Raw genomic sequence first — 16284 nt, forward strand, 5'->3', positions numbered from 1 at the left:
ATTCCGTAGTTACGAATTGTAGTTACATGGAGTGCGACTGTCAAAGTGGCATGCGCCGGCTGCCCATTGCCTGGGCGGGTCGTTCGCCGCCGCCCGCTCCAGAACGGGGTCCGCTCCAGAACGGGGTCAGGTTCACTTACCAGGCCTCAGGAAGTGAACCTGACCCCGTTTTGATGCATGCGCCATTGGTCGTGCTGACCGACGCCGGCATGCGCTCGGCGGGGAATTCATGGCGAGTTGGCTATGGGCTTCGGCAAGAACTGTGTCAGGGACAATTTGAGGAACGCGATGTTCGCCTCACCACCTACTATCGATTGCCCTGACATTTCTTCTTACGAGTAGAGCCGATCTGCCCCAGCGCCTTTCAGGAAATTGTCCCTGACACCTTTTCGCGCGAATATAAGTAGCCGATCGTGGCGTGACAGGGATGAAATCGCAATGCCAATCTTCGATCTTTATTCGAAGCGTCAACGCCGCGCTCGAGGCGAAATGCCCGACGTCTACACCTACGACGATTTGCCAGAAAAGCTTCGCGTCCAAATTCACCACATTGTCAAAGATGTATTTGACTCCGCGCCGCATGATGAGTCACAAAATGCATACGCATACGTTGTCAACGTCCTGTGCCGCGAATACGGACTTTTTGAACTGCTTCCCGGCCGGCTCGATCAGAGAACACAACTCTTTCAATTTTTCACAACGGTTCAACCGATTGATAGAGCTCTCGACATCGTCGAGCTTTGCTTCGTGGTGGCTAACTTGGAGCATATGTGGCCTACCCGTCACTACTACCCTGGCAGAGCAGCACGGGCATCTGAGGCTATCGAAGAGCTAAACGAGCGATTTAAGGAGCATGCCATCGGCTTTCGGTTTGAGTCGGGTCAACTTATTCGCGTAGATTCGGAATATGTACACGCTGAAGCGGTCAAGCCCACACTCATATTTCTGCGTCAAAAAGGTTTTGCGGGCGCGAATGATGAGTTTCTAGCCGCTCACGAGCACTACAGGCACGGCCGATACAAAGAGTGCTTGGTTGACTCACTCAAGGCATTCGAAAGCACCATGAAGACTATCTGTGATCAGCGAAATTGGACGGCAAAACCTGGTGCAACCGCTAGCGCCCTTATCGATTTATGTGCGGAACAAGGACTGTTTGCGAAGAGCTACAACTCGCAACTTAGTTCCCTTCGAACCTTGTTGGCGAGTGGTGTTCCAACTGTTCGCAATACTTTGGGTGGGCACGGTCAAGGGAGGGAGGTGACGGTTGTTCCAGAGCACGTCGCTCGGTACGCCCTCAACCTCACGGCCTCGAATATTCTATTTCTGGTCGAATCTAACGAAGCGCTGAACGAATAGCTGAGCCAAGCAAGGTCAATACCGCCTGTATGTTGACGCGGCAGCACGACGAGCGGGATTGTTCGGCTCATCCATGAGCCTCACCCCTTCGCGCTGCGCGCTACGGGGCCAGCCTGCGGCTGTCCAATTTTGTTCCAGACAAAATTGTCGAACCCGGGTGGGTTCTCACCCCGTCGTCACCGTCAGAAACGCAAAACGCCCCGCATGGGGGCGTTTTGCGTTTCTGGCGGAGAGAGTGGGATTCGAACCCACGGTAGGCTCACACCTACGGCAGTTTTCAAGACTGCTGCCTTAAACCACTCGGCCATCTCTCCATAAACTTTGTTGTCTGCTGCAAGGCGCGCGTTGCGCGCCACTACGGCAGTTTTGCTACGGGCATCCTGCCCTTCGCCCCTTCGGGGCCAGCGACTACGTCGCTGTCCGCTTCGGCTTCCTGCCTCTGCGTCAAGACTGCTGCCTTAAACCACTCGGCCATCTCTCCAGAACTCGTTGTCTGCAGCAAGATGCGCTTCGCGCGCCACTACGGCAGTTTTATTCCGGGCATCCTGCCCTCCACCCCTTCGGGGCCAGCGGCTTTGCCGCTGTCCGCTTCGGCTTCCCCGGATCAAGTCCGGGGCGGGCTCCGCCTCCGCGTCAAGACCGCTGCCTTGAACCACTCGGCCATCTCCATGGGACACGCATTGTACGGCCAGTCGCGTCGCTAGCCAACGCGACGAGCTCGTTCGGCTCATGGCTCGCCGAAGATCGCCGCCTTGTCGCTGCCAGGTGCTGCGCAATGAAGCGATCCCCAGACTAGACTGGTCGCCCGTCTTCAAATGAAGCCTGCAGCACATGGCATCGAAATTGTTCGGGATGGAACTTGCTGAGGTGGCGTCCAGGCAGGCGCAGGAAGTACGGCGGGCGCTCGAAAAGAAGAGTGATCGTCACCTGGCTGTTCACGCGGCCCGCAAGGCCATACGAAGGCTTCGGGGGACGCTGGCTCTGGGCCGGGACGTTTTCGGCGCGAAGTTTGATGCCATCGACAAATCGCTGGATCGATTGGCTGATGGCCTGTCTGCGCTTCGTGACGCTCAAGTGGTGGTGGAAACGGCGTCCAAGCTGGCGAATGACCACCAGCCGTACTGGAAAGAAATATCCGATCAGCTGGGTCACCGCCGCGACCGTTTGCTTGACGCTGCGTTGTCCCGCGATCCGGATTTTTCGAAACGGCGCGCCAGGATAAGCCGGATGGCATTGGCGATAACCGACCTTCCATGGACGGACCTGACGAAGAAGGTGGTGCGCGACTCCGTCCTGCATAGCCTGCGACGCCTGGAGAAGGCGAAGACTGCTGCGCGGGAAGAAGGTTCGTCGGTCCGCCTTCATCGTTGGCGCAAGCGTGTACGTCGCCTTCGATTGCAACTTGAAACGTTGAACGGGGTTGCGGCGTCGGCTGACTGGAAAGATCTCGAAGCGGTCAAACGCAAAGTGGAATCAACGCGTTCGCTGCGTCGTCTGGCAGACAAACTTGGCTGGCGGCAGGATTTGCAGGTTCTTCGCTCGAGCATCCGCCACGCTGGAAACCCGGCGCTGGCGAAGCAGCTTCGCAGCGGCATCGATCACGAGATCGGGCGCCTGAAATCATGATGCCGCCCGCCAGTTTGCGCTGCCGGCGGAGCAACTCGGTCTATCAGGAACCTTGCGGTGGACGGACATTGGCGCTCTTCTTCGACAACGCCACCAGACAGCCCACCAGGATCGCCACCGGGATCAGCGCACCCAGCAGCGGGAACAGCAGCACCGGTTGACGGATCACCATCGGGATCAGCTGCGTGGCGCTGGCGAAGGCGATGATCCACAGGCGCAGGCGGCGGCTGTGACGGGCGAACCAGAAGCTGCCGACGACCAGCAGCAACGCGATGACGGAGAGCACGAGGTCGACCGTCGGCATCTGCCACACCGTATCGAAGCTCAGCCGCATGCCGATCACCGTGGCCAACACGATCAGCAGGAAGTAGCTGGTATAGAACTCGACCTTGTCCCAGGTGCCGCGCACCGGCGCTGCGGCGTTCATGCAATGCGATCCAGCCCGGCCATGTACGGGCGCAGCACGTCAGGCACGTTGATCGAGCCGTCGGCGTTCTGGTTGTTCTCCATCACCGCGATCAGGGTGCGGCCAATGGCGAGGCCGGAGCCGTTCAAGGTGTGCACCAGCTCCGGCTTGCCAGTGTCGGCGTTGCGCACGCGAGCTTGCAGGCGGCGGGCCTGGAAGTCCTCGCAGTTGGAGCAGCTGGAGATTTCGCGGTAGGTCTGCTGGCTGGGCAGCCACACTTCGAGGTCGTAGGTCTTGACCGCGGTGAAGCCCATGTCGCCGCTGCACAACAGCATCTTGCGGTACGGCAGGCCGAGTTTCTGCAGCACGGTTTCGGCGTGACCGACCATTTCCTCCAGCTGCGCGTGCGACTGGTCGGCACGGGCGATGTGCACCATCTCGACTTTCTCGAACTGGTGCTGGCGGATCATGCCGCGGGTGTCGCGACCATAGCTGCCGGCCTCGGCGCGGAAGCACAGCGTGTGCGCGGTGAGGCGCAGCGGCAGTGCGTCGGCGTCCTGGATGGTGTCGCGCACCAGGTTGGTCAGCGAGACTTCGGCGGTGGGAATCAGGTAGCGCTTCGTTTCGCCGACTTCGGTGGCGAACAGGTCTTCCTCGAACTTCGGCAGCTGGCCGGTGCCCTGCATGCTGTCGGCGTTGACGATCACCGGCACGTTGCATTCGAGGTAGCCGTGCTCGCCGGTGTGCAGGTCGAGCATGAACTGGCCGAGCGCGCGATGCAGGTGGGCCAGCTGGCCGCGCAGCACGGTGAAGCGCGCGCCGGACAGCTTGGCGCCGGCGTCGCCGTCGAGCCAGCCGTGACGTTCGCCCAGCTCGACGTGATCCTTCACCGCGAAATCGAAGCTGTGCGGCGTGCCCCAGCGGCTCACTTCGACGTTGCCGTGCTCGTCCTTGCCGATGGGCACCGACTCGTGCGGGATGTTCGGGATGCCCAGCGCTATGTCGGCCAGCTTCGCCTGCACCTCGGCCAGCGCCTGTTCGTTGGCCTTGAGCTTGTCGCCGATGCCGGCGACCTCGGCCATCAACGCGGCCACGTCTTCGCCCTTGGCCTTGGCCTGGCCGATCGCCTTGGAGCGGGTGTTGCGCAGGTTCTGCAGTTCCTGGGTTTCCATCGCCAGCTGCTTGCGGCTGTTCTCCAGCGACTCGACGGTGGCCACGTCGAGCATGTAGCCACGGGTTTCGGCCAGACGTGCGGCGGTTTCGGCGAGGCGCGAACGCAGCAGGGAGGGATCCAGCATGAGCGAAGTCCAGGTGAAGGCTTGAACCGGGAATTATCGCTGGGGGGTGGTGGTGGCCGCAATGTGAGTCTTGGTTGGCGTGGGGGCTTCAGCTTTGTGCGGACCCACAACGTTTGGTTGGCGTGGGGGGCTTCACCCCTGCGTGATCGCACAATTTCTGGTTGGCGTGGGGGGCTTCACCCCTCCCCGGCCCTCCCCTGCTGCACGTCCCGCAAGGGGACTTCCTTCGGTCGCAGGGGAGGGAGCAAAACCCGGCTTCGCAAGCAGCGATGCAGGCGGATTTAGCTGGCGAGTTTGCGTTCGCTGCGGCCCAGCCACCAGGCGATGGCGGCGCCGGCGAGCAGCCAGCCGACGAGTTGTTCGACCAGCGCGGCGAGGGTGAAGTCGAGCGGGAAGCGGTACCAGTTCCAGTACGGCACCACCGTGCACAGCCAGGCGAATGCCGCGGCAGCCGCCGCCACAGTCACGCGCCGGCGGAAACTCAAGCCTGCCAGCCCGAGCATGAAGGCCAGTGCCAGCGCGGCGAGCGTGTCGGAGGCCCACTGGCGGCCGATCTGCGGTCCCATCTGCATCATGTCGTCGCCTTGCGGCAGGTAGACCACGAAGGCATACGGTGAGGCCGCCGCCTTGGCCGAGTAGGCCTTCAGCACCGCCTCGTCGCCCATCTTGTTCGGGTCCAGCGATGGCAGCAGGTAGATGCCGGGCTGGCTGCCGAGGCCTTCATGCAGGCTGCTCAGCACGGCGTTCTCGTTGACCGGCAGACGGATGCCCTCCTCGCCAAGGCCCAGCGCCATGTGCGCCGCCACGCCCCACACGAACATCACGATGCCGCCGATCAGACCCGCTACCAGTACGCGCATGATCCACCCTCCCCGGTTGATGCGGCGAATCTAGGTCGGCTTTCGCACGGTGTGCAAGGGTGCGTGCAGCAGCGCGGATCAGCCGCCGCGGGCTTTCTCGCGGGCGGCGCGCAGGGCCAGCAGTTTCTCGCGCAGCTGCAGTTCCAGGCCGCGCTCGACCGGCTCGTAGAACACCGTGCCTTCGAGGCCCTCGGGCAGGCATTGCTGGTCCAGCGCGATGCCGCCTTCGGCATCGTGGTCGTACTGGTAGCCCTGGCCGTAGCCCATGCCTTTCATCAACTTGGTTGGCGCGTTGCGCAGGTGCATCGGCACTTCCAGCGTGCCGCCTTCGCGCACCGCGGCGCGGGCCTTGTTGTAAGCCATGTACGCCGCGTTGCTCTTGGGCGAGATCGCCAGCCAGATCGCCAGCTGGGCCAGGCCCAGTTCGCCCTCGGGGCTGCCCAGGCGCTCGTAGGTGTCCCACGCGTCCAGCGCCATGCGCCAGGCGCGCGGCTCGGCCAGGCCGATGTCTTCCACCGCCATGCGGGTCATCCGGCGGGCCAGATACAGCGGATCGACGCCGCCGTCGAGCATGCGGCACAGCCAGTACACCGCGGCGTCGGGGTCGGACGAGCGCACGGATTTGTGCAGCGCCGAGATCTGGTCGTAGAACTGCTCGCCCTGCTTGTCGAAGCGACGGGTGCGGTCGGCCAGCACCTGGCTCAGGGTGGTTTCGTCGATCTTCCGGTCTTCGGCCAGCTCGGCGGCGATTTCCAGCAGGGTCAGCGCACGGCGCACGTCGCCGTCGGCGGCCTGGGCGATCGACTCCAGCGACTCGTCGGCGACCTGCAGCTGCAATTCCCCCAGTCCGCGTTCGCCGTCGACCAGCGCACGCTTCAGCGCGGCGATGATGTCGTCGCTGGAAACCGGCTCCAGCACGTGCACGCGGCAACGCGACAGCAGCGCCGAGTTCAATTCGAACGAGGGGTTCTCGGTGGTGGCGCCGATGAAGATGATCACGCCGCGCTCGATGTGCGGCAGGAACGCATCCTGCTGGGTCTTGTTGAAGCGGTGCACCTCGTCGACGAACAGCACGGTGCGCCGCCCCTGGGCGAAATTCACCTCGGCCTCGGCCAGCGCCTTGCGCACGTCCGGCAGGCCGGACAGCACCGCGGAGATCGCGCGGAAGTCCGCATCGGCATAGCGCGCCACCAGCAAGGCCAGCGTGGTCTTGCCGCAACCGGGCGGCCCCCACAGCACCATCGAGTGGATCTTGCCCGCTTCCAGTGCGCGGCGCAGCGCCTTGTCCGCGCCGACCAGCCGCTGCTGGCCGACGATTTCGTCGAGGCTGCGCGGGCGCATGCGCTCGGCCAGCGGCTTGAGTGCTTCGGGTTCGGCGAAAAGACCTGGGCTTGCGGGGGAAGTCGGGCGTGGCATCGGGCCATGATAAGGCATCGTCCCGCGCCCGGCGGCGTAGCGGAAAGGTGACGGCTTGCGGCCGGGAAATACCGCTAGAATGTCGCCACCATGCGGCCCTTGCCGACACGGATCAGCCGGGGGGCTGGGCTAGATGAAGTCGAGTACGGGGGATTCCTGCTTGCGCAAAGCATTTTGGGCAGACGCGATCTGCGCGTATCGGCCCCGCCGTCTGCGTCATTCGTGATGCGGCCGGGCAGCCAGCTGCGTTGCACGGCGGCCCTGGCCGCGTTGCTGCTGTGCCTGCTGCTGGCGTTCGCCCCGGCCCGCGCCGCCGGCAGCGATCCGTGGGCGCCGTTCGATGCGCCCTGGTTTACCACGCTGGACATCGCCGAAGGCATACCGCACTCCACCACCACCGCCGTCGTGCAGGATCGCAGCGGGGTGATCTGGATCGGCACCATCGGCGGGCTCGTTCGCTATGACGGCTATCGCATCGAAGTGCTGGGTACCCGCAGCAACCAGCGCTCCGGTCTGCCCGACAACTATGTGCGCTCGCTGTATGCGCTGCCCGACGGCGGCCTGCTGATCGGCACCAATGCCGGGGGACTGGTCCACTTCGATCCCACGGACAACAGTTTCAAGGTCTACCCGGTGGGACCGAAGGGACTGTCGGATCACAAGGTCTACGCGATCAGCAGCGATCGGGCCGGCGGCGTCTGGGTGGCCACCGAGGGTGGACTCGATCACCTGGACCTGGCCAGCGGCGCCATCCGCCGGATCGACACCGGCACGGCCACGGTGGCGCGCAATTTCAGCGTGCTGCAGGACCGTGACGGCAATGTCTGGCTGGGCAACAACAGCGGCCTGTTCGTGCGCCATGCGGGCACCGATGCCTTCGTGCGCGAAGCGTCCACCGACCAGGATGCCGGCGCCGTGCTTGGCGACCAGATCTGGAGCATTCTGCAGGATCGCGCCGGGCGGCTGTGGGTGGGCAGCGTGCAGGCCGGCGCGGCCTGGCGCGACGCCGACGGCAGCTGGCACGGCGTGCCCGGTTTCAGTGGCTACGCCAACGGTGCGCGCCACCCCACCGTGCGCGACATGCTGGAAGTGGCTGACCAGAACGTCTGGATCGCCACCGACGGCAACGGCGTCGTCGAATACAGGCCCGGGAATCCCGCCAGCCGGGCGATCACCCACGACCCCGCGGTGCATTCTTCACTGCCCGGCGACTCGGTGCGCTCGCTGCTGCTCGATCGCGCGGGCAATTTGTGGGCCGCCACCGACCTGGGCGTGGCACGCACCCACCAGGGCACCCACACCGCATTTTCGCTGCTGCCCTCGCCGCTGGATCCGAATGCGCTGAGCACCTCCAACGTGCGCGCGATCTTCGTCGACACGCGCAGCCGCATCTGGCTGGGCCTGGGCGCCGGGCATATCGACGTGATCGACCTGAAAGCCGGTCGGATGAGTCACCTGCGCCTGGCCGGCAGCCAGATCCAGCGCGGCGTGCACAGCATCACCGAAGCATCCGACGGCTCGATTCTGGTGGGCACCCAGGGCCTGGCGCGGATCGACCCGAACACCCTGGCGATCGAGAACTCGATCCTGCCCGAACTGCACGACAAACCCGTGCTGGGCCTGAAGCCGGACGGCGAACGGGTGGTGATCGGCACCTACGACGGCATCTATCGCTACAACCCGCGCACGCATGCGCTGGAGCATCTCAGCCATCATCCCGGCGACCCGAACAGCCTGGCCAGCAACACGGTGCGCGAGATCGTGCGGGTGGGCAGCGACTGGTGGTACGCCACCAGCCGCGGCATCAGCATCGCGCACGGCAACAGCGTGCCCGCCAGTTTCACCAACCTGCTGCACCGTCGCGGCGATCCCACCAGCCTGCCGCAGGACTACATCAGCTCGCTGATGTCCGCGGCGGATGGGCGGGTGTGGGCCAGCACGCTGGGTGGGCTGAGCGTGTTGCACAAGCAGGCCAGTGGCGCCTGGAGCGCGCGGACCATCGGTACCGGCGACGGCCTGTCCAGCGACAACATCAACACCGTGCTGGCCGATGACCGCGGGCAGATCTGGGCCAGCCTGTCCAACGGCGTGGCGCGGGTCGACAGCAACACGCTGGCGGTGGACAACCTCGGCGCCCGCGACGGCCTGCACATTGCCAGCTACGTGAGCATCGCCGCGGCGCGGGCACCCAACGGCGAACTGCTGTTCGGCGGCCAGGCCGGGCTCACCGTGATTCGCCCGCACTGGCAACCGGCCGCGACGCCATTGGCGCCGCTGGCGATCACCCGCGCCGAGGTCAACGGCGTGCTGGTGCCTTTCGGCAAGCTGCCCGCCGATGGCGGCAGCCTCAGGATCGACGGCGACACCCACAACCTGCGCCTGAACTTCGCCCTGCTCGACTACCAGGCACCGCTGGAGACGACCTACCGCTATCGCCTGGAGGGCTTCGATCAGGCCTGGACCGACATCCCCAGGGGTAGCGCGCCCAGTGCCAACTACACCAACCTGCCCCATGGCAGCTACACGCTGCACGTGGTCGCCACCACCCAGGGCCTGCAGTCGCGCAAGACCGAAACGCAATTGAAGGTGGTGGTCAGCCCGTACTGGTATGAAACCACCCGCGCGCGCATCGCCGCGGCCATCCTGCTGCTGCTGCTGATCGGACTGCTGGTGCACCTGCGCACGCTCTACCTGCGCCATCAGGCCCTGCGCCTGCAACGCGAGATCGACGAGCACACGCGTGCCCTGCGTGCCGCCAACCACCGACTGGACGAGCTGGCCAGCACGGATGGGCTCACCGGCGTCTACAACCGTCGGCGCTTCATGGAACTGGTGCGCAAGCTCTGCGAACAGTCGCCCGAAGGCCCCGCCTGCATGGCGCTGTTCGATCTCGATCGCTTCAAGCAGATCAACGACACGCACGGCCACCAGGCCGGCGACTCGGTGATCTGCCAGGCGGTCGGCTTGATCGCGCGGCACTGCCGACACAGCGACCTGATCGGCCGCTACGGCGGCGAGGAATTCGTGCTGTGCCTGCCTGACACGCAGCTGCAGCAGGCCCACGAGATCATCGAACGCATCCGCGTGGAACTGGCCGACATGCCGCTGATCCACGACGGCTCCGCGATGACGGTGACGGCAAGCATCGGCATCGCGCAGCAGCAGCCGCATGAAACATTCGAGTCATGGCTGGCGCGCACCGACAAGGCGCTGTACCAGGCCAAGCGCAATGGCCGCAACTGCTGCGCCCTGGCCAGCTGAGGCCGGCATCAATCGGCCCGGACTTCCTCACGGCCCTCGATGTTGATCCTGTATTGCCGGTAGAGGCCGTAGCTCAGGCCGCACAGACCGGTCAAGGCGGCCGGCACCAGCAAGGTGCGTTCCTGCAGCAGCTTGAACAGCAACGCGCCAGCCGCGCCGCCCATGGTGAACGTGCTTACCACCAGCACGCACACGCGGACGCGCAAGCTGTCCACCTGCAGGCCGCGCAGGCGCTGCCCGATGTAGATGCCCAGGTCGGTGAACATGCCCGAGACATGCGTGGTCCGGAACACCATGCCGCTATAGGTGCTGGCCATGCCGTTCTGCAGACCGATGCCGATCGAGGCGAGATAGATTCCGATCGGATTGCCATGATCGAGCAACGGCACCGCGGCAAACAGCAGCGCCGATTCCAGCATCAGCGCCAGACCGTAGCGGCGGCCGAGCTTGAGCGTGTGCTGCTGCACGATGATCCCGCTCAGCACGGCGCCGGCGACAAACGCCGCCACCGACAGTCCCCAGTGCACGATCTCCGGCGCATTGCCGCTGCCCAGCGCCGCGCCCAGCAGGGTCGTCGAACCGGTCAGGTTGGTGATCGCCTGGTGGCGGAAGCCAAGATAGCCGGCCGCGTTGACGATGCCGGCAATGAACGCCAGCACGCCGCCGCCCACCCATGCCCAACGCGGCAACTGGCGCAGGACGGGCATCGCCGACTCAGTCTTTCAGCGGCTGGGTGGTGATCACCGGCAGGTCGCCGATCACGTCAGCGCCCTTCGGCGGCACGAAGTTGAACGTGACCGGCGGGATCGGCGCGTTGCGCTGCCAGTTGGAAAAGCGGATGTCGGTGGTGGAGCCGAGCTGGTCGCGAAATTTCATCCGCGCCAGACCGTTGGCATCGAAACCGAGGTCGGCGTAGTCGAACTGCGGATCCTTCGCGGTGGAACTGAGCCGCAGCCAGACCAGGCCGTCGTGCTCACCTTGCTCGGCGACCTTGAAGTTCTGGTCCAGCTGCTTGACGTCGGTCAGCACGGTCAGCGGGCTGTGCGCTTCCTCGCTGCTCTGGATGCGCACGGTGACCTGCTCCAGTTCCGGGTCGTACATCCACACCCGGCTGCCATCGGCGACGATGGTCTGGCGGTACGGCTTGAGCGTATCCCAGCGGAACTGCCGCGGCGCCTGCAGGGCCAGTGTGCCGGAACTGCTCTTGCTGGCGCTGCCGTTGATGTCGGTCAGCGTCTGGCTGAAATTTCCGGTCAGCGAATGCAGACCGGTGGCGAAGGCATCCAGTCGCGCACGCGCCGGGCCGGTGGCCGCCTGCGCCACGGCGCTGAGCGTGAACGTCAACACGATGGCGGTTACGGCGAGCATGAAACGTTTCATCGGATTCCCTGAAGCATGACGATGGCATGAATTGTGGACAGTCCCGGCTTAACCGAACCGTAGGAGCGCACCTCAATTCTTCGGCGGCGGCGGCGCCAGCACTTCGCGATTGCCGTTGTGCTGCGGGGCGCTGACCACGCCGTCCTGCTCCATCTGCTCGACCAGCCGCGCGGCGCGGTTGTAGCCGATGCGCAGGTGCCGCTGCACGCCCGAGATCGAGGCGCGCCGCGTTTGCGTGACCACGGCCACGGCCTTGTCGTACAACTGGGTATCCGCGTCGCCGCCTTCCTCGCCTTCCTGCGGCAGACCCGAGTCGTTGATGAACTTGCCATCGCTGGTGGCCTGCACTTCTTCCAGCACGCCCTCGATGTAATTCGGTGCGCCCTGCGACCGCAGCCAGTTGACCACGCCGTGCACCTCGTGGTCGTCGACGAAGGCGCCGTGCACGCGCTCGGGCGTGGCGGTGCCCGGCGGCAGGTACAGCATGTCGCCGTGACCGAGCAAGGCTTCGGCGCCGGACTGGTCCAGAATCGTGCGCGAGTCGATCTTGCTCGACACCTGGAACGCGATGCGGGTGGGGATATTCGCCTTGATCAGGCCGGTGATCACGTCCACCGACGGGCGCTGGGTGGCCAGGATCAGGTGCACGCCGGCGGCACGCGCCTTCTGCGCGAGACGGGCGATGAGTTCTTCCACCTTCTTGCCGACGATCATCATCATGTCGGCGAACTCGTCGATGATGATCACGATGTACGGCAGCGGCTCCAGCGGTTCGGCGGCCAGGTTCGGCATGTCCGGATTGGGCCGGAAGAGCGGGTCGAGCAGCGGCTGACCGGCGTTCTCGGCGTCCTTCACCTTCTTGTTGAAGCCGGCCAGGTTGCGCACGCCGACCGCCGCCATCAGCTTGTAGCGGCGCTCCATCTCGGCCACGCACCAGCGCAGCGCGTTGGCGGCTTCCTTCATGTCGGTGACCACCGGCGCCAGCAGGTGCGGGATGCCCTCGTACACCGAGAGCTCCAGCATCTTCGGGTCGATCATGATCATCCGCACGTCCTTGGCGCTGGCCTTGTACAACAGGCTCAATACCATCGCGTTGACCGCCACCGACTTGCCCGAGCCGGTGGTGCCGGCCACCAGCAGATGCGGCATCTTGCCCAGGTCGACCACGATCGGCTTGCCGCCGATGTCCTTGCCCAGCGCCAGCGCCAGCGGCGATTTCAGCTGGTCGTACTTGTCCGAGCGCAGGATTTCCGACAGGTAGACGATCTGCTTGTGGGTGTTGGGAATTTCCAGACCGATCACGTTCTTGCCCGGAATCACGTCGACCACGCGCACGCTGACCACCGACAGGCCGCGGGCGATGTCCTTGTCCAGGCTGGACACCTGCGAACCGCGGATACCGGGCGCCGGCTCCATCTCGAAGCGGGTGATCACCGGGCCCGGGTAGGCGCCAACCACCTTCACGTCGATCTTGAAATCCTTCAGCTTGAACTCGACCTGGCGCGAGAGCACCTCGAGGGTTTCGTCGGAATAGCCCGGCCCTTGCGGTGGCGCCTCGTCGAGCAGCGACAACGGCGGCAATTCGCCCGGTGTGGCCGCACCGACGAACAGCGGAATCTGCGTTTCCAGCTTGGCCCGCTCGCTGCGCGTCACCGGCGCCGGCGCGGCCTCGATGCGCACCGGCTCGCGTTTGGCCTGCCGCACCGCGTCGGCCTTCTTGACCACCTCGCGCTCGGTGCGCGCCTGGCGTGCCGCCAGTGCCTGCGGTGCCTGGCGCAACTTGCCGCGCAACCAGGCCGCCAGCTGCAGCACGCCCTGCCCGGTCCAGTCCGCCAGCTTGAACCACGACAAACCGGTGGCCAGGGTCACCGCGACCAGGAACAGCGCCAGCAACAGCAGCGGCGCGCCCTTGGCGCCGAAGGCGCTGAGCAGCGCATCGCCGACCCATACACCGATGATGCCGCCCACACCCTGGGGCAGCACCGGCTCGTCATGAAAATTGAGATACAGCAGCGCCGGGCCGGTGATGAAGAAGAACACGAAGCCGATCAGCCGCAAGGCCGGTTCCCACGGATGCACCACGCGCACGTCGCCGCGCTGGCGCAGCACCTGCACACCGAGCAGCAGCAACAGCAGCGGGAAACAGTAGGCCACCAGGCCGAAGATCCAGCGCAGCAGGTCGGCGATATAGGCGCCGACCGTGCCACCGAAATTGTGCGCATGCTCCAGCTGGCCGGCATTGGTCCAGCTGGGGTCATGCGGATTGTAGCTGAACAGGCACACCAGCAGGTACAGCGCCAGTGGCAGCAACAGCAGGGCGCCGGCTTCACGCAGCCGGCGCTTCAGCTCGTCGCTGAGGGCTACCCTCGGTTGTTGTTTCACATTCGCGCTGCGCGCCACCTTGGGTGCCCCCTTCCTGCCTGCCAAGGCTTAGAGCATACCTTGCAGCGCGGGATGCACCAGCTTGCCGCCATCGACATTGATGCCGACCTTCAGCGGCTCGAACTCACGCCATTCGTTGCCTGCCGCCAGGCGCTGCACGTACGGCAGGATCGCGGCGGAGATTGCCAGCGACGAGGTCTGCGGCACCGCACCGGGCATGTTGGTCACGCAGAAGTGGGTCACGCCATGCACGTCATAGGTCGGGTCCTTCCAGGTGGTGGGCTTCGAAGTCTCGAAACAACCACCCTGGTCGATCGCGATATCCACCAGCACGCTGCCCGGCTCCATCGTCTTCACCATCGCCTCGGTGACCACCCGCGGCGCCTTGGCGCTGGGCACCAGCACGGCACCGACCACGATGTCGGCATCACGCACTTCCTCGGCCACCGAGGATTCGTAGGCATATAGCGCGGTCACGTTCGGACCCATCGCCATCATCTCGGCCAGGCGATCCTGGCGCTTGTCGAACACCACCACGTTGGCGCCAGCCGCAGCCGCCAGCGACGCCGCGGCACCACCGGCCGCACCGGCACCGAGCACCACGACCTTGCCACGCGGAGTGGAAGCCATGCCGCCCAGCAGTTTGCCCTTGCCGCCCTGCGGACGATGCAGCAGCGTGGTGCCGATCTGGGTGGCGATGCGCCCGGCGATCACCGACATCGGCAACAGCAGCGGCAGCACGCCGTTCTCCTCCACCGACTCGAACGCCACGCCGGTCAGGCCGATGTCGAGCAGGCTACGGGTCAACTCCGGTTCGGCCGCCAGGTGCAGGTAGCAGAACAGCAGGTGATGCTTCTTCAGCAGCGCCAGGTCACCGGCCACCGGCTCCTTCACCTTGACGATCAGCTCGCCGGCCTCGTACAGCGCGGCGGCGTCGGGCACGATCTTGATGCCCTCCTTGACGTAGGCCTCGTCGGCAAAGCCGCTCTTCAGGCCGGCACCGGACTGGATGAACACTTCGTGGCCACGGCGGACCAGATCGGCGGCGGCGGCGGGAACGAGGGCAACACGACCTTCAAGGGTCTTGGTTTCGGAGGGGATACCGATACGCATGGAAAAATCCTGTGGGAGCACGTTGTAAATCCATCGCGCAACTGCCGCGGTGGTGTCGTTGATCTGCCGGCACCTTGAATCGGTGCTGCGTATTCCCCATTCTTCAGGGGTTCGTGCGGCTTGTCGTCGCCACTCCCGGCATCGCGGTGAAACCGCGGCGGGGGTGGCAGCGAACAGCCACTCAAGTCACCAGCAAACCCAAGGATTATAACCATGAGCGCCACCCCCAGACACTCTCGCCTGCTGATCCTCGGCTCCGGCCCGGCTGGCTACACCGCGGCGGTGTATGCGGCGCGCGCCAACCTGAAGCCGAGCATGATCACCGGCATGCAGCAGGGTGGCCAGCTGATGACCACCACCGATGTGGACAACTGGCCGGGTGACGTGGAGGGCCTGCAGGGTCCGGCGCTGATGCAGCGCATGGCCGAGCACGCCGAGCGCTTCCACACCGAGATGATCTTCGATCACATCCACAGCGCGGACCTGAAGCAGCGCCCGTTCCGGCTCAAGGGCGACTCCGGCGAATACACCGCCGACGCACTGATCATCACCACCGGCGCCACCGCCAAGTACCTCGGCATCGCCAGCGAAGAGAAGTACAAGGGCAAGGGTGTGTCCGCCTGCGCCACCTGCGACGGCTTCTTCTTCCGCGACCAGGACGTGGTGGTGATCGGCGGCGGCAACACCGCGGTCGAGGAAGCGCTGTACCTGGCCAATATCGGCCGCAAGGTCTACCTGGTGCACCGCCGCGACAAGCTGCGCGCCGAGAAGATCATGCAGGACAAGCTGTTCGAGAAGGCGGCCGCCGGCAAGATCGAGCTGGTCTGGAACCACAGCATCGACGAGGTGCTCGGCGACCACACCGGCGTCACCGGCGTGCGCGTGAAGGACGTCAACTCCGGGGTCACCCGCGACATCGAGGCAACCGGCTTCTTCGTGGCGATCGGTCATACGCCGAACACCGGCATCTTCGAAGGCCAGCTCGACATGCACGACGGTTACATCAAGATCCACAGCGGGCAGAGCGGCATGGCGACGATGACCTCGGTGCCCGGCGTGTTCGCCGCCGGCGACGTTGCCGATCATGTCTACCGCCAGGCGATCACCTCGGCCGGCTTCGGCTGCATGGCCGCGCTCGATGCCGAGCGCTGGCTCGATCAGCAGACGCCCGCCAAGTGACCCGTGC

Annotated in this window: 12 protein-coding genes and 1 tRNA gene; 4 read left to right on the forward strand and 9 right to left on the reverse strand. The window is 65.1% G+C overall.

Annotation, left to right across the window (positions count from 1 at the left end; translation table 11 throughout):
- Positions 1 to 438 precede the first annotated feature (438 nt).
- Positions 439 to 1356 (forward strand): STM4504/CBY_0614 family protein, encoded by a 918-nt coding sequence (locus tag ACQGNJ_RS08320; protein WP_426688768.1) that lies wholly within the window; start codon positions 439 to 441, stop codon positions 1354 to 1356.
- Between the two features lie 224 nt (positions 1357 to 1580).
- Here ACQGNJ_RS08320 and ACQGNJ_RS08325 read toward each other — a convergent pair.
- A tRNA-Ser gene (locus tag ACQGNJ_RS08325) sits at positions 1581 to 1670 on the reverse strand.
- Positions 1671 to 2187: 517 nt separating this feature from the next.
- On the opposite strand from ACQGNJ_RS08325, the gene ACQGNJ_RS08330 reads away from it, so the two are divergent.
- A complete protein-coding gene (locus tag ACQGNJ_RS08330) occupies positions 2188 to 2982 on the forward strand; it encodes a CHAD domain-containing protein (protein ID WP_426688769.1) in 795 nt (264 codons plus the stop codon).
- Between the two features lie 43 nt (positions 2983 to 3025).
- Here the strand turns inward: ACQGNJ_RS08330 and ACQGNJ_RS08335 are convergent, their stop codons facing one another.
- From ACQGNJ_RS08335 to ACQGNJ_RS08350, 4 genes are all read right to left on the reverse strand, one after another.
- Positions 3026 to 3409, reverse strand: coding sequence for an LrgA (locus ACQGNJ_RS08335; RefSeq protein WP_426688770.1), 384 nt, complete (start codon positions 3407 to 3409; stop codon positions 3026 to 3028).
- The gene (serS, locus tag ACQGNJ_RS08340) at positions 3406 to 4686 is read right to left on the reverse strand and encodes a serine--tRNA ligase (protein ID WP_426688771.1); all 1281 of its coding nucleotides are present in this window, start codon (positions 4684 to 4686) and stop codon (positions 3406 to 3408) included. The genes ACQGNJ_RS08335 and serS overlap by 4 nt, the downstream gene beginning before the upstream one ends.
- Positions 4687 to 4967: 281 nt before the next feature.
- Positions 4968 to 5546, reverse strand: a complete 579-nt coding sequence (locus tag ACQGNJ_RS08345; RefSeq protein ID WP_426688772.1) for a hypothetical protein — start codon at positions 5544 to 5546, stop codon at positions 4968 to 4970.
- A gap of 78 nt (positions 5547 to 5624) precedes the next feature.
- Positions 5625 to 6980, reverse strand: coding sequence for a replication-associated recombination protein A (locus ACQGNJ_RS08350; protein WP_426688773.1), 1356 nt, complete (start codon positions 6978 to 6980; stop codon positions 5625 to 5627).
- A gap of 156 nt (positions 6981 to 7136) precedes the next feature.
- Between ACQGNJ_RS08350 and ACQGNJ_RS08355 the strand changes: the two genes are divergently transcribed.
- Complete coding sequence (locus ACQGNJ_RS08355) at positions 7137 to 10223, forward strand: ligand-binding sensor domain-containing diguanylate cyclase (RefSeq protein ID WP_426688774.1); 3087 nt, start codon at positions 7137 to 7139, stop codon at positions 10221 to 10223.
- A gap of 8 nt (positions 10224 to 10231) precedes the next feature.
- Here ACQGNJ_RS08355 and ACQGNJ_RS08360 read toward each other — a convergent pair whose 3' ends face one another.
- From ACQGNJ_RS08360 to ald, 4 genes are all read right to left on the reverse strand, one after another.
- Positions 10232 to 10930: a YoaK family protein gene (locus ACQGNJ_RS08360; RefSeq protein ID WP_426688775.1), complete on the reverse strand. Its 699-nt coding sequence runs from the start codon at positions 10928 to 10930 to the stop codon at positions 10232 to 10234.
- A 7-nt stretch (positions 10931 to 10937) separates the two neighbouring features.
- The gene (gene lolA / locus ACQGNJ_RS08365) at positions 10938 to 11603 is read right to left on the reverse strand and encodes an outer membrane lipoprotein periplasmic chaperone LolA (protein WP_426688776.1); all 666 of its coding nucleotides are present in this window, start codon (positions 11601 to 11603) and stop codon (positions 10938 to 10940) included.
- Positions 11604 to 11675: 72 nt separating this feature from the next.
- Complete coding sequence (locus ACQGNJ_RS08370) at positions 11676 to 14003, reverse strand: DNA translocase FtsK (protein WP_426688777.1); 2328 nt, start codon at positions 14001 to 14003, stop codon at positions 11676 to 11678.
- Positions 14004 to 14033: 30 nt separating this feature from the next.
- Positions 14034 to 15098 carry an alanine dehydrogenase gene (gene ald, locus ACQGNJ_RS08375; RefSeq protein WP_426688778.1) on the reverse strand — a complete coding sequence of 355 codons (1065 nt, stop codon included), beginning with the start codon at positions 15096 to 15098 and terminating at the stop codon, positions 14034 to 14036.
- Positions 15099 to 15311: 213 nt separating this feature from the next.
- Between ald and trxB the strand changes: the two genes are divergently transcribed.
- On the forward strand, positions 15312 to 16277 hold the full coding sequence (gene trxB / locus ACQGNJ_RS08380; protein ID WP_426688779.1) for a thioredoxin-disulfide reductase: 966 nt from the start codon (positions 15312 to 15314) through the stop codon (positions 16275 to 16277).
- Positions 16278 to 16284 lie beyond the last annotated feature (7 nt).

The sequence above is a fragment of the Rhodanobacter ginsengiterrae genome (genome assembly GCF_050026815.1).
GTDB lineage: Bacteria > Pseudomonadota > Gammaproteobacteria > Xanthomonadales > Rhodanobacteraceae > Rhodanobacter > Rhodanobacter ginsengiterrae.

Bases quoted from the DNA above. Each gene is read 5' to 3' on its own strand.
- ACQGNJ_RS08320 (WP_426688768.1), top strand. From the start codon at position 439: ATGCCAATCTTCGATCTTTATTCGAAGCGTCAACGCCGCGCTCGAGGC.
- ACQGNJ_RS08330 (WP_426688769.1), top strand. From the start codon at position 2,188: ATGGCATCGAAATTGTTCGGGATGGAACTTGCTGAGGTGGCGTCCAGG.
- ACQGNJ_RS08335 (WP_426688770.1), bottom strand. From the start codon at position 3,409: ATGAACGCCGCAGCGCCGGTGCGCGGCACCTGGGACAAGGTCGAGTTC.
- serS (WP_426688771.1), bottom strand. From the start codon at position 4,686: ATGCTGGATCCCTCCCTGCTGCGTTCGCGCCTCGCCGAAACCGCCGCA.
- ACQGNJ_RS08345 (WP_426688772.1), bottom strand. From the start codon at position 5,546: ATGCGCGTACTGGTAGCGGGTCTGATCGGCGGCATCGTGATGTTCGTG.
- ACQGNJ_RS08350 (WP_426688773.1), bottom strand. From the start codon at position 6,980: ATGCCTTATCATGGCCCGATGCCACGCCCGACTTCCCCCGCAAGCCCA.
- ACQGNJ_RS08360 (WP_426688775.1), bottom strand. From the start codon at position 10,930: ATGCCCGTCCTGCGCCAGTTGCCGCGTTGGGCATGGGTGGGCGGCGGC.
- lolA (WP_426688776.1), bottom strand. From the start codon at position 11,603: ATGAAACGTTTCATGCTCGCCGTAACCGCCATCGTGTTGACGTTCACG.
- ald (WP_426688778.1), bottom strand. From the start codon at position 15,098: ATGCGTATCGGTATCCCCTCCGAAACCAAGACCCTTGAAGGTCGTGTT.
- trxB (WP_426688779.1), top strand. From the start codon at position 15,312: ATGAGCGCCACCCCCAGACACTCTCGCCTGCTGATCCTCGGCTCCGGC.